The following is a 12,910-nucleotide window of genomic DNA, read 5'->3' on the forward strand; positions in this document are numbered from 1 at the left end:
GACCTAGTCGCAGTCGCGGCAGATCGGCTGGCCGTTCTTCTCCCTGGCCAGCTGGGAACGGTGGTGCACGAGGAAGCAGCTCATGCAGGTGAACTCGTCGGCCTGCTTGGGCAGGACGCGCACGGCGAGCTCTTCGTTGGAAAGGTCGGCGCCGGGCAGTTCAAGCCCCTCCGCCGCCTCGAATTCGTCCACGTCAACGGCCGATGCCGTCTTGTCGCTCCGACGCGCCTTGAGCTCTTCAAGACTGTCGGAATCGACGTCGTCATCGGTCTTGCGTGGGGTGTCGTAATCCGTTGCCACTGTCGCTCTCCCCCTCTGGGTAGTTGCGGTGTCTCAGCGCACGTAACGCGTGAGAGGCCGGACTTGTGCCCGACCTGAGGCGGAGATTTTGCCTCACATCAAGGTCTGTTACTCAATCGACACCCAACCGCTCTCCTCGGGAGAGGTCGATTTGGATGGCGATCGGGACCGTACACGGTCCGAATGTCGTACTTCACGGGTGCCACCCCGTGTACTTCCCGTGATGCCACCCCCAGGAAACCCGGACTTTTCCCTGCTTTCCGGGGGAGTTGGCGATCACGGAGTGTGGAGGGCCGGAAATTCGAGTCTGTGATCGATCACACACGGACCCCTCCGGACCAGGTCTTGAAAATTCCGCTTAAAGCGAACGGATTGACGCCTGCACGAAACGTCTCAGATCGGAAGGGTGACGCGCATCACGAGACCGCCGCCCTCACGGGGCTCCGCGATGATACGGCCTCCGTGGGCCCTCGCGACGCTGCGCGCGATGGACAGGCCCAGTCCCACGCCCTTGTCGCTGCCGGTGCGCTCCGTACGCAGGCGTCTGAACGGCTCGAAGAGGTTGTCGATCTCGTACGCGGGAACCATGGGGCCCGTGTTCGAGACCACCAGGAGCGCCTGGCCGGGCCGGCTCCCGGTGGTGACCTCGACCCAGCCGTCCTCGGGGGCGTTGTAGCGCACGGCGTTCTGCACCAGGTTGAGGGCGATCCGCTCCAGCAGTACGCCGTTGCCCTGCACGACGGCGGGTGCCTGCTCGCCGCGGATCTCCACGCCCTTGGCCACCGCCTCGCCGCGCGCCTGGTCGATGGCGCGCGAGGCGACCTCGGCCAGGTCCACCGGCTTGCGCTCGATGATCTGGTTCTCGCTGCGGGCCAGCAGCAGCAGGCCCTCCACCAGCTGCTCGCTGCGCTCGTTGGTGGCCAGGAGCGTCTTGCCGAGCTGCTGGAGCTCGGGGGGCGCCTCCGGATCGGACAGGTGGACCTCCAGCAGCGTCCTGTTGATCGCGAGCGGTGTGCGCAGCTCGTGCGACGCGTTGCCCACGAACCGCTGCTGGGCGGTGAAGGCCCGCTCCAGGCGGTCGAGCATCTCGTCGAAGGTGTCGGCGAGCTCCTTCAGCTCGTCGTCGGGGCCGTCCAGCTCGATCCGCCGGGTCAGGTCCGTGCCGGCCACCCTGCGGGCCGTACGCGTGATCCTGCCGAGCGGCGACAGGACGCGTCCCGCCATCGCGTAACCGAAGGCGAAGGCGATGACGCTGAGCCCGAGCAGGGCGAGCAGCGAGCGGCTGAGCAGCTCGTCGAGGGCCTGCTGGCGCTGGTGGTTGACGCAGGCGTTCATGGCCGCGTTGAACTGCTCGGGCGGAGCGTTGTCGGGCAGGCCCAGACCGCACACCGCGCTCTCGACCTTGCCGCTCACGATCTTGAAGGGGAGTTCGCTGCCCACCGCGAGGGCCTGGGCCGCCAGCAGGTAGATGATCGAGAGCAGCAGGATGCCGGCGATCAGGAACATGCCGCCGTACAGCAGGGTGAGCCGTATCCGGATCGTGGGGCGCAGCCAGGGGAAGGAGGGCTCGTGCTCCCTCGGGTCCCAGGTCGGTTTCGGCGGCGCCGCGGGCGGCGCCGGAGTCGATGCCATCGCGCGTCAGATCCGGTAGCCGGAGCCGGGCACCGTCACGATGACCGGCGGCTCGCCGAGCTTGCGGCGCAGGGTCATCACCGTGACGCGCACGACATTGGTGAACGGGTCGGTGTTCTCGTCCCATGCCTTCTCCAGCAGCTGCTCGGCCGACACGACGGCGCCCTCGCTGCGCATCAGCACCTCCAGCACCGCGAACTCCTTCGGCGCCAGCTGGATCTCCTGGCCGTCGCGGAAGACCTCGCGGCGGTTCGGGTCGAGCTTGATGCCGGAGCGCTCCAGGACGGGCGGCAGCGCGACCGTCGTACGGCGCCCGAGGGCCCGTACCCGCGCGGTCAGCTCACTGAAGGCGAAGGGCTTGGGGAGGTAGTCGTCCGCGCCGATCTCCAGGCCCTCGACGCGGTCGCTGACGTCACCGGAAGCGGTGAGCATCAGCACACGGGTGGGCATGCCGAGCTCGACGACCCTCCGGCACACGTCGTCACCGTGGACCAGCGGGAGGTCACGGTCGAGCACGACGACGTCGTAGTCGTTCACCCCGATACGTTCCAGGGCGGCCGCGCCGTCGTACACGACGTCGACGGCCATGGCCTCCCGGCGCAGTCCGGTGGCCACCGCATCGGCGAGCAGCTGCTCGTCCTCGACGACGAGTACGCGCACGTCGCATTCCTTCCGCTGACTGCCCATGCGGGCAGGGGTGTGTCCCATTGACTGTGTGCTGCCATCCTGCCCCTTTCGGCCATAAACCGGCGGTAAGGCGGTACGCCGGGGAAAGGGCCCGGGAGCCCGCACGAGCGAACCCGGTCCGGCATGCGTGGGGATTTCCATGATTCCTGGGCCAGTTGGGGTTTTCCCGCGACGGACGATGGGGAGGACGACTGCACACCCGCGATCACGCCCTGCATGGGGCATGCCACACCCCGCTCTGTCCCTCTGACGGAGAGTGATCACCCCACCCTCGGCACACCCCCGTGCCACCGACCCATGACGAGGGGGCGCACCCATGGACGCTTTCACCGCAGGCCTGCTGCAGCGCATAAAGGCCACGGAAACAGACCTCACGACGGCTCGCGAAACGGGCGACGACTTCCTGGCGGAGGTGGAGCAGGCGGAACTCGAGGACCTGCACCGCCTCGCCGCGGAGCACGGCGTACGGCTGGACGCCGTCAGCGCCTGACCCGTCGGCCGACCGTACGGAGCACGTGGAAGGGCCCCGGCGCCGGAGGACTGCGCCGGGGCCCTTCCACGCCCTGCCGGGCCCCCGCTCCCCGGTCATGGCCCCCTGGTCGCGACCTCCCTAGTCGTGCCAGGCGCCGAAGTCCTCCAGCAGGGCCTGGAGCGGCTCGAAAACGCCTGGTGAAGCCGCGATCGTCAGCTCCCCGGACGGGCGCTCACCGGGCCGCCCGCCCGTCAGCGCGCCCGCCTCCCGGGCGATCAGGTCGCCCGCCGCCAGGTCCCACGGGCTGAGGCCGCGCTCGTAGTAGCCGTCCAGACGACCCGCGGCCACATCGCTCAGGTCGATCGCGGCCGACCCGCCCCGACGGATGTCCCGCACCCTCGGGATCAGCCGCTGGGCGATGTCCGCCTGGTGGCTGCGGACCGTGGCGACGTAGTTGAAGCCCGTCGAGACCAGGGCCTGGCCGAGCGGCGGCGCGGGCCGCACGCGCAGTGCGGCGCCGTCGGCGTACGCGCCGCCGCCGAGCACCGCGTGGTACGTCTCGCGCCGCATCGGCGCCTCCACGACGCCCACCAGCGTCTCGCCGTCGCGTTCGGCCGCGATGGACACCGCCCAAGTGGGCAGCCCGTAGAGGTAGTTGACCGTGCCGTCGAGCGGGTCGATCACCCAGCGCACCCCGCTCGTGCCCCCGCTGCTCGCGCCCTCCTCGCCCAGGATCCCGTCCTCGGGGCGGTGCTCGGCGAGGAAGTCGGTGATCAGCTTCTCGGCGGCGATGTCCATCTCCGTGACGACGTCGACGGGGCTGGACTTGGTGGCGGCGACGCCCAGATCCGCGGGCCGGCCGTCCCGCAGCAGCGCACCGGCGCGCCGGGCGGCCTCCAGGGCGAGTTCGAGCAGCTCTGACGTGAGGGGATCGGTCACGGCTCTCCTTTGTGCGCAGAGGTGCGGCAGGGGTTACGCGTACGGGCTGTCGGCGCCCGCGGCGGCGGGCTTGGGGGACCTGGCCGGGCAGCAGCCGACCGGACAGAGGTCGTGGCTCGGGCCCAGGGCCCCCAGCGCGCACCGCCGCACCGTGAGCCCCCGCTCGGCGGCCGCCCGCTCCAGCACCAGCTCGCGCACCGCTGCGGCGAAGCGCGGATCGGCGCCGACGGTCGCGGACCGCCGCACCGGCAGGCCGAGTTCGGCGGCCTTGGCGGTGGCCTCGGTGTCGAGGTCGTACAGGACCTCCATGTGGTCCGAGACGAAGCCGATCGGGACCATCACCACGGCGGGCACGCCCGCGGCGTGCCGCTCCTCCAGGTGGTCGCAGATGTCCGGCTCCAGCCACGGGATGTGCGGCGCCCCGCTGCGCGACTGGTAGACGAGCTGCCAGGGGTGCGCGACGCCGGTCTCCTCCCGCACCGCCTCGGCGATCACCCGCGCGACGTCCAGGTGCTCGGCGACGTACGCGCCGCCGTCGCCGTGGCCCTCCACCGGGCCCGACGTGTCCGCCGCGGCGGTCGGGATGGAGTGCGTCGTGAAGGCGAGGTGGGCCCCCGCCCGTACGCTCTCGTCCAGCTCCGCCAGGGACTTGACGACCCCGTCGACCATGGGACGTACGAAACCCGGGTGGTTGAAGTAGTGGCGCAGCTTGTCGACGCGCGGCGGCTCGATCCCCTCGGCCTCCAGGGTCGCGAGCGCCTCGGCGAGATTCTCGCGGTACTGGCGGCAGCCGGAGTACGAGGCGTACGCGCTCGTGGCGAGCACGGCGATGCGGCGGCGGCCGTCCGCGGCCATCTCGCGCAGGGTGTCGACGAGGTACGGCGCCCAGTTGCGGTTGCCCCAGTAGACCGGCAGGCCGTCCGGGCCGCCCACCCCCTGCTCGGCGAAGTCCTCGCGCAGGGCGTCGAGGAGGGAACGGTTCTGCCCGTTGATCGGGCTGACGCCGCCAAACAGGAAGTAGTGCTGTCCCACCTCCTTGAGCCTCTCCTTGGGGATGCCCCGGCCGCGGGTGACGTTCTCCAGGAACGGGACCACGTCGTCCGGGCCTTCGGGGCCGCCGAAGGAGAGGAGCAGCAGGGCGTCGTAAGGGGCGGGATCACGCTGATCGGACATGGGTCCGATCCTGCCACTCGTACGCGGCGACGGTGAAACCGCCGTGCGGTGCGCCGCCCGACGGACGTAAGCTGTGAATCCCATTTGTACGCCTTACCGGAGCGTCCCTTGTCCAGTCCGTACCGCGCGATTTTCGCCGCCCCAGGCACCAAGACGTTCTCCGCCGCCGGCTTCTTGGGCCGGATGCCGCTGTCCATGATGGGCATCGGCATCATCACCATGATCTCCCAGCTCACGGGGGAGTACGGGCTCGCGGGCGCCCTCACCGCCGTCCTCGCGACGGCGGCCGCCGTCCTGGGTCCGCAGATCTCCCGACTCGTGGACCGGTACGGACAGCGCCGCGTCCTGCGCCCCGCCACCCTGGTCTCGGTCGCGGCGGTCGCCGGGCTGCTGGTCTGCGCCCAGCAGGGCGCCCCCGCATGGACGCTGTTCGTGTTCGCGGCCGGCGCCGGCTGCGTGCCGAGCGTCGGCTCGATGGTCAGGGCACGCTGGGCCGAGATCTACCGCGGCTCCCCGCGCGAGCTCCACACGGCGTACTCCTGGGAGTCGATCGTCGACGAGGTCTGCTTCATCTTCGGTCCGATCGTCTCCATCGGGCTCTCGACCGCGTGGTTCCCCGAGGCCGGCCCGCTGCTCGCCGCCGCCTTCCTGGTCGTCGGCGTCTTCTGGCTGACCGCCCAGCGCGCCACCGAGCCCGTCCCGCACCCGCGCGACGAGCACACCGGCGGCTCCGCGCTGCGCTCCCCCGGCCTCCAGGTCCTGGTGGCCACCTTCGTGGCGACCGGCGCGATCTTCGGGTCGGTCGACGTGGTGACGGTGGCATTCGCGGAGGAGCAGGGCCGCAAGGCCGCGGCCAGCCTCGTCCTCGCCGTGTACGCGCTCGGTTCCTGCCTCGCGGGAGCGGTTTTCGGGCTGCTGCACCTCAAGGGCGCGGCGTCCACCAGGTGGCTGGTGGGAGTCTGCGCGATGGCCGTGAGTATGATCCCCCTCCTACTGGCCGGGAGCCTGCCGTTCCTGGCCGTGGCGCTCTTTGTTGCGGGCCTTGCCATCGCGCCGACGATGGTGACCACCATGGCTCTCATCGAGCAGCACGTACCGCGCGCCAAACTGACCGAGGGCATGACCTGGACGGGAACCGGGCTCGCCGTCGGCATCGCTCTCGGTTCCTCGGCCGCAGGCTGGGTGGTCGACGCGGCGGGGGCGGAGTCGGGGTACGCGGTGCCCGTCGCGGCGGGAGCGCTCGCGGCCGTGGTGGCGTTCCTGGGGTTCCGCCGGCTCCGCAGGCCGGCACAGACTCGGGGAGGGTACGGGGCAGATGGCCACCACATCCAGGACGACGAGCACGTGGCGTAACTGGGCCGGGAACGTCACCGCCCGTCCGGCACGGGTGGTGGCCCCCGCCTCGGCCGGGGAGCTCGCCGAAGCCGTACGCCGGGCCGCCGAGGACGGCCTGAAGGTGAAGCCGGTCGGCACGGGCCACTCCTTCACGGCTGCCGCCGCGACCGACGGTGTGCTGATCCGCCCCGACCTGCTGACCGGCATCCGCGACGTCGACCGCGTGGCCGGGGCCGTGACCGTGGAGGCCGGCACCCCGCTCAAGCGCCTGAACGTGGCTTTGGCCAGGGAGGGCCTGTCGCTCACGAACATGGGCGACATCATGGAGCAGACCGTGGCCGGTGCGACCAGCACCGGCACGCACGGCACCGGCCGCGACTCCGCCTCGACGTCCGCGCAGATCCGCGCCCTGGAGCTCGTCACGGCCGACGGCTCGTTGCTGACGTGCTCCGCGCGGGAGAACGCCGACGTCTTCGCGGCCGCCAGGCTCGGGCTCGGCGCGCTGGGCGTCGTCACCGCGATCACCTTCGCCGTGGAGCCCCTCTTCCTGCTGAGGGCCCGCGAGGAACCGATGACCTTCGACCGGGTCACCGCCGACTTCGAAGCGCTGCACGCCGAGAACGAGCACTTCGAGTTCTACTGGTTCCCGCACACCGGCAACTGCAACACCAAGCGCAACAACCGCAGCGCGGGCCCCGCGGCCCCGCCCGGCAGGGTCAGCGGCTGGGTCGAGGACGAGTTCCTGTCCAACGGCGCCTTCCAGGTGGCCTGTTCGGTCGGCCGGGCCGTTCCCGCGGCCATACCCGCGATCGCCAGGCTCTCCAGCCGCGCGCTCTCCGCCCGTACGTACACGGACATCCCCTACAAGGTCTTCACCAGCCCGCGCCGCGTGCGCTTCATGGAGATGGAGTACGCCGTTCCGCGCGAGGCGGCGGTGGAGGCGCTGCGCGAGGTGAAGGCACTGGTCGAGCGTTCGCCGCTGCGCGTGAGCTTCCCGGTGGAGGTACGGACGGCCCCGGCGGACGACATCACGCTGTCCACGGCGTCCGGCAGGGACACGGCGTACATCGCGGTGCACCTGTACCGGGGCACCCCGTACCAGGTGTACTTCACCGCGGTCGAGCGGATCATGACCGCGCACGGCGGCCGGCCGCACTGGGGCAAGGTGCACACGCGCGACGCCGCGTACCTGGCCGAGGCCTACCCTCGCTTCGCCGAGTTCACGGCGGTGCGCGACCGGCTGGACCCGCAGCGGCTCTTCACCAACGGCTACCTGCGGCGGGTCCTGGGCGACTAGGAGGCCGGCCCCGCGGGGCCTGTTCCCCGCCCTGCCCTAGGGGGCCGGGGTGCCGGCCTGCGTGCCGTTGTCGCCGTCGCCGCCCGTCGCAGGGTCTTCACCGGCGTCGGCGCCCGTGTCGCCGCCCTCACCGCCGGTGGTTCCGGACGGCGTCGGGGGCGGAGTGGGCGTCGGGGTCGCTTCGCCCGTCCCGCCCGTCGAGCCGCCGTCCGTCGTCGTGGACGGCGTGCCGCTGGGGTCGGGCGAGGCGCCGCCGCCCTCCCCCGTGCCGGTGCCGGTGCCGGTGCCGGAGTCCTGGCCGGGACTTCGTCCGCCGTCGGTCCCGGTGCCGGGCGTCGCGGAGCCGCCGCCCGGGGTCTCCTCGGGGGTCTGCGACGGCGGGGTCTCCTTCTGGCGCTGGTGCTGCTCTCCGCCGCGGAAGACGGTGCCCACGGTGCTGCCCTTGCCGCCGCCGAGGCCGTCGCCCGTGATCAGCTCGTACGCCGTGATGCCGCCCATCGCCACGACGAAGACGACGACGGCCGCGACGACGGAACGCCTCCAGCCCCGCACCCGCGTGCCGTGCGTGGTGGCCTCGCTGAACTCCTCGTCCGGGAGACCGGTGTTCGAGAGGTCCGTCGGCACCGTGACGGTGCGCAGCACCCGCGTCCGCGTCGCGTCTCCGCCCTCCTGCCCGTACGCGCGCGGGTCATGCACCGGCACCTGACGAACCTTCGGTTTCGCGTGGACCGTGACCTCGCGGAGCTGCTCCCCGGTGCGCCGGAAGAGATGCTGGAAGACCGTGCCGCCGCTGGTCGCGACGACACTGACCACTCCCGCGCCGATGATCGTCCCGTACACACCGAGCTGGGAAGCCAGCACCGCCGCCACGACTGCGGCCACCGCGCTTCCCGCCACCTGAGCGACACTCAGGTCCAGTCGCGGATCCTTCGCTTCTTCTACGTCGTTTTCCGGCTTACCGCCCATGCCCAGCCTCTGATTGCCCATCTCACCCATCTGGTCCACCTTGCAACATGAAGGGACATTTGGGCGAAGTGGAAAGTTCCGTTTCAAACGATTCTGTGAAACAGGCCACTACCGAGGCCCTGCGGCGACGGACCGTCGCCCTCAACTCCCGCACGCGTGGAGAACTTCGGTGGCGCGCCGGTCCACCCTCATGGTCCGAATGGAGTACTGTGGCGAGCCCTGGGTCCGGCCTCCATCACGGGCGCCGAATGCTCATAGTGACGAACCGGTCACCATGAGTGGCGAAATGGTAACCGTGCCATGGCGGCGAGCCAGGGCTGATGCCCGACACGCCGGGCAACTGGGCAAGGTTGTGGCAGGCTGCACCCGGGCAGGCCACACTCGACTAGCGGAAGCAGCGACGCACGTGACGTCGGCAGGCACCACCCGGGAGGTTCCCATGCCCGAACTGCGTGTCGTGGCCGTCTCGAATGACGGCACACGACTGGTGCTGAAGGCTGCTGACAGCACGGAGTACACACTTCCGATCGACGAGCGGCTGCGTGCGGCTGTCCGCAACGACCGCGCCCGCCTCGGCCAGATCGAGATCGAGGTGGAGAGCCACCTCCGTCCTCGCGACATCCAGGCCCGGATACGGGCCGGTGCCTCCGCCGAGGAGGTCGCTCAGCACGCGGGTATCCCGGTGGACCGGGTCCGCCGCTTCGAAGGTCCCGTACTGGCCGAACGCGCCTTCATGGCCGAGCGCGCCCGGAAGACCCCGGTGCGCCGCCCCGGCGAGAACACCGGGACCGGACCCCAGCTCGGCGAGGCGGTGCAGGAGCGGCTGCTGCTGCGCGGCGCCGACAAGGAAACCGTTCTCTGGGACTCCTGGCGGCGCGACGACGGCACGTGGGAGGTGCTGCTGGTCTACCGCGTCGCGGGCGAACCCCACTCCGCGAGCTGGACGTACGACCCGCCCCGGCGGCTCGTACAGGCCGTGGACGACGAGGCGCGCGCGCTGATCGGTGAGACGGACGACACCACCATGGTGGCCGCGCCCGAGCCGAGCTTCCCCTTCGTGCCGCGGATCGCGCGGCTGCCCCGGGACCGGCCGCTGGACCGCGCACTCGACCGGCAGCTGGAGCGGCCCGCCGTGCCGTTGCCCGCGTCCGAGCCGCAGCAGGAGGGCGCCGGCGGTGAACGGGATTCGCTGACCAGCCTGCTGGAGGCGGTGCCGAGCTTCCGCGGCGACATGGTGGTGCCCGAGCGGCCCGTGCCGCCTCCGGAGCCGCCGGCGACCGACCCCGCCGCGCAGGAACCGGAGGCCGAGGAGACCGCCGCGTCCGCCGCCTCCGGAGCCGGTGCGGCGTACGCCGATGTGCTCATGCCGCGCGCCGTCGCCGGGCACCGGGACCGGCTCACCGGCACGACGGACCGTCAGGCCGAGGCCGACGGGGTCCGGCCCGGACGGCGGGCGGCCGTACCGAGCTGGGACGAGATCGTCTTCGGTACGCGCCGCAAGAAGCAGGAGTAGACGCCGGACGTCCGGGGCGAGGGGCCGGTACGCGATCCGTGCGATCCGCACGGGCCCCTCGCCCCGCGCGGTTACCGGGGGTCGGGCCCGGTGGCCACCGGACGGGACGCGTCGGCGCACCACTCGGACCACGACCCCACGTACAGCGCCGCCGGAATGCCCGCGACCTCCAGGGCCAGCACCTGCTGGGCCGCGGAGACGCCCGAGCCGCAGTAGACGCCGACCGCCCGCGCTTCGCCGGCGCCCAGCGACGTGAAGCGGGCGGCCAGTTCGGAGGCGGGGAGAAGGCGGCCGTCGGGGCCGACGTTCTCCGTGGTCGGGGCGGAGACCGCGCCCGGGATGTGGCCGGCGACCGGGTCGATCGGCTCCACCTCGCCCCGGTAGCGCTCGGCCGCCCGCGCGTCGAGCAGCAGACCGGTGCGGGCGAGCTCGGCGGCGCCGTCGGCGTCGAGGAGCACTGCGGCGCCGGGGGCCGGCCGGAAATCACCGGCGGCCGGGGCCGGGACCTCCGATTCGACCGGGCCCGTCCAGGCCGCGAGGCCGCCGTCCAGCACCCTGACGTCCGGGTGGCCCGCCCAGCGCAGCATCCACCAGGCGCGCGCCGCGGCCCAGCCCTGCCCGCCGTCGTACACCACGACCGGGGTGTCGTGACGGACGCCCGCGCGGCGCATGACCGCGCCGAAGTCCTCGACGTCCGGGAGCGGATGGCGGCCGCCGGAGCCGGGCGGGCCGGCGAGTTCCGCCTCGAGGTCCACGAAGACGGCTCCGGGGATGTGTCCCGCCTCGTACGCGGCGCGACCGTGCGGCCCGCCCAACTGGTAGCGGACGTCCAGGAGGACCGGCGGCCGCTCTCCCGTCGACTCGCTCGCGAGTACGGCTGCGGTGATGATGGCATTCATAGGTGCCATCCTCGCGCAGCCTTCGGTACGACCGACACCGTACGGTGACACCACCGAAACGGACGGGAAATGCCAAATCGGGCATTCTCGTACGGGAACCCGCAGAAAGCGGCGCGGCCGGGACGCGCCGCACGCCAGGTGGTGCAAGCATCTGCACGGGCGCGTCCCTTCAGCACTTCACCGCTTCGCGACGGGGCGCCCGTTCCCGCACGACCACCACGATGGTCCGAGGAGAGAGTGACGATGACGGAGGCAGTGACCGGGCGGCACATGCCCGGTGCGCCCTGCTGGGTGAGCCTGATGGTGCACGGCCTGGCCACCACCCAGGAATTCTACGGAACGCTGTTCGGCTGGGAGTTCCGGCCAGGACCGCAGCAGCTCGGCCCGTACGTACGGGCCCTGCTCGACGGCAAGGAGATCGCGGGCGTCGGACAACTGCCGCCCGACCGGCATCTGCCCATCGCCTGGACGCCGTACCTCGCCACCGACGACGCCGGTGTCACGGCCGAGTCCGTCAGGAGCCACGGCGGCACGGTGGGGGTCGGTCCGATCGAAGCGGGCGACGCCGGCCGGATGGCGATCTGCTCCGACCCCACCGGCGCGGTCTTCGGCATCTGGCAGGCCGCGACCCATCCGGGCACGGCCCTGGCCGGCACCCATGGCACCCCGGTCTGGAACGAGCTGGTGACGCGCGAGACGTCGGTGGTCGGCAAGTTCTACGCGGCGGTATTCGGCCACGAGGTGGAGACGGACGTCTCCGCCGGCCCCGACCTGCTCACGCTGCACCTCGAAGGCCGTCCGGTGGCGTCCGTGCGCGGCGTGGGCGCCGCCCTGCCGCGTGACCGGGGCCCGCACTGGGTGACGTACTTCGAAGTCGGGGACGCCGACGAGTCGGCCCGTCTGCTGACGGAGCTCGGCGGGCATGTGCTGCGGCCGCCCCGGGACGACGCGCGGGGGAGGGCGGCTCTCGTCTCGGACCCGGAGGGCGCGGTGTTCACGATCGTGACGACGGCCGGCTGACGGAGTCGCCGAGGGAGGGGTCTACGGGCAGCACGTCGGGCGACAGGGCCGCGGCGTGCGCGGCCGCGGCCGTCGTCCGGCGCCTGTGGTGGCGACGGCACAGCACCTCGTAACCGACCTCGTCCGGCGCCTGGTTGACGTCGCCGACGACGACCTGGGCGCCCTCGACCACCATCTCGCCGCCGATCGTACGGGCGTTGTGCGTGGCCCTCGCACCGCACCAGCAGAGCGCCTCGACCTGGAGCACCTCCACCCGGTCGGCGAGTTCGACCAGGCGCTGCGAGCCGGGGAAGAGCTTGGAACGGAAGTCGGTGGTGATCCCGAAGGCGAAGACGTCGAGCTCCAGGTCGTCGACGACGCGGGCCAGTTGGTCGATCTGCTCACCGGCGAGGAACTGGGCCTCGTCCACGATCACGTAGTCGGCGCGGTTGCCCTGGGAGAGGTGGGCGACGAGGTACGCGTAGAAGTCGAAGCCCTCTGCGGCCTCGACGGCGTCGGTGACCAGGCCGAGGCGGGAGGACAGCTTGCCCTCGCCCGCCCGGTCGTCGCGCGTGAAGATCATGCCCTGGAGGCCGCGCGCGGACCGGTTGTGCTCGATCTGAAGAGCCAGGGTGCTCTTTCCGCAGTCCATCGTTCCGGAGAAGAACACCAGCTCGGGCATGAGGGGGTGAGGGCCT

13 protein-coding genes are annotated in these 12,910 nt (G+C 71.7%); 5 read left to right on the forward strand and 8 right to left on the reverse strand.

Translation table 11 applies throughout. The features are described from left to right. Positions 1-3 precede the first annotated feature (3 nt). The 3 genes from ABD374_RS03485 to ABD374_RS03495 form a co-directional block, all read right to left on the reverse strand. Entirely contained in the window at positions 4-300 is a 297-nt protein-coding gene (locus tag ABD374_RS03485) for a DUF4193 domain-containing protein (RefSeq protein WP_028814145.1), read from the reverse strand. 393 nt (positions 301-693) lie between these two features. Then, positions 694-1,932 carry a sensor histidine kinase gene (locus ABD374_RS03490; RefSeq protein ID WP_344490394.1) on the reverse strand — a complete coding sequence of 413 codons (1,239 nt, stop codon included), beginning with the start codon at positions 1,930-1,932 and terminating at the stop codon, positions 694-696. Positions 1,933-1,938: 6 nt separating this feature from the next. Further along, the gene (locus ABD374_RS03495; RefSeq protein ID WP_344490397.1) at positions 1,939-2,592 is read right to left on the reverse strand and encodes a response regulator transcription factor; all 654 of its coding nucleotides are present in this window, start codon (positions 2,590-2,592) and stop codon (positions 1,939-1,941) included. Between the two features lie 343 nt (positions 2,593-2,935). Here ABD374_RS03495 and ABD374_RS03500 point away from each other — a divergent pair, with 343 nt between their 5' ends. Continuing rightward, entirely contained in the window at positions 2,936-3,109 is a 174-nt protein-coding gene (locus tag ABD374_RS03500) for a hypothetical protein (RefSeq protein ID WP_344490400.1), read from the forward strand. Between the two features lie 120 nt (positions 3,110-3,229). Here ABD374_RS03500 and ABD374_RS03505 read toward each other — a convergent pair whose 3' ends face one another. Both ABD374_RS03505 and ABD374_RS03510 read right to left on the reverse strand, forming a co-directional pair. Continuing rightward, on the reverse strand, positions 3,230-4,030 hold the full coding sequence (locus tag ABD374_RS03505; protein WP_344490403.1) for an inositol monophosphatase family protein: 801 nt from the start codon (positions 4,028-4,030) through the stop codon (positions 3,230-3,232). Between the two features lie 33 nt (positions 4,031-4,063). Beyond that, positions 4,064-5,203, reverse strand: coding sequence for a ferrochelatase (locus tag ABD374_RS03510; protein ID WP_344490406.1), 1,140 nt, complete (start codon positions 5,201-5,203; stop codon positions 4,064-4,066). 108 nt (positions 5,204-5,311) lie between these two features. Here ABD374_RS03510 and ABD374_RS03515 point away from each other — a divergent pair, with 108 nt between their 5' ends. Further along, on the forward strand, positions 5,312-6,556 hold the full coding sequence (locus ABD374_RS03515; protein ID WP_344490409.1) for an MFS transporter: 1,245 nt from the start codon (positions 5,312-5,314) through the stop codon (positions 6,554-6,556). Further along, positions 6,519-7,835: a D-arabinono-1,4-lactone oxidase gene (locus ABD374_RS03520; RefSeq protein ID WP_344490412.1), complete on the forward strand. Its 1,317-nt coding sequence runs from the start codon at positions 6,519-6,521 to the stop codon at positions 7,833-7,835. The genes ABD374_RS03515 and ABD374_RS03520 overlap by 38 nt, the downstream gene beginning before the upstream one ends. 36 nt (positions 7,836-7,871) lie before the next feature. Here the strand turns inward: ABD374_RS03520 and ABD374_RS03525 are convergent, their stop codons facing one another. Next, complete coding sequence (locus ABD374_RS03525; protein WP_344490415.1) at positions 7,872-8,822, reverse strand: hypothetical protein; 951 nt, start codon at positions 8,820-8,822, stop codon at positions 7,872-7,874. Positions 8,823-9,240: 418 nt separating this feature from the next. On the opposite strand from ABD374_RS03525, the gene sepH reads away from it, so the two are divergent. After that, positions 9,241-10,314, forward strand: a complete 1,074-nt coding sequence (gene sepH / locus ABD374_RS03530) for a septation protein SepH (RefSeq protein ID WP_344490418.1) — start codon at positions 9,241-9,243, stop codon at positions 10,312-10,314. 71 nt (positions 10,315-10,385) lie between these two features. On the opposite strand, the gene ABD374_RS03535 is transcribed toward sepH, so the two are convergent. Continuing rightward, the gene (locus ABD374_RS03535; protein WP_344490421.1) at positions 10,386-11,213 is read right to left on the reverse strand and encodes a sulfurtransferase; all 828 of its coding nucleotides are present in this window, start codon (positions 11,211-11,213) and stop codon (positions 10,386-10,388) included. A gap of 243 nt (positions 11,214-11,456) precedes the next feature. On the opposite strand from ABD374_RS03535, the gene ABD374_RS03540 reads away from it, so the two are divergent. Further along, positions 11,457-12,233 (forward strand): VOC family protein, encoded by a 777-nt coding sequence (locus ABD374_RS03540; protein ID WP_344490423.1) that lies wholly within the window; start codon positions 11,457-11,459, stop codon positions 12,231-12,233. Here ABD374_RS03540 and ABD374_RS03545 read toward each other — a convergent pair. After that, positions 12,208-12,894, reverse strand: a complete 687-nt coding sequence (locus ABD374_RS03545; protein ID WP_344490426.1) for a thymidine kinase — start codon at positions 12,892-12,894, stop codon at positions 12,208-12,210. The two genes, ABD374_RS03540 and ABD374_RS03545, sit on opposite strands and share 26 nt — an antisense overlap. Positions 12,895-12,910 lie beyond the last annotated feature (16 nt).

The organism is Streptomyces enissocaesilis, assembly GCF_039533765.1.
GTDB lineage: Bacteria > Actinomycetota > Actinomycetes > Streptomycetales > Streptomycetaceae > Streptomyces > Streptomyces enissocaesilis.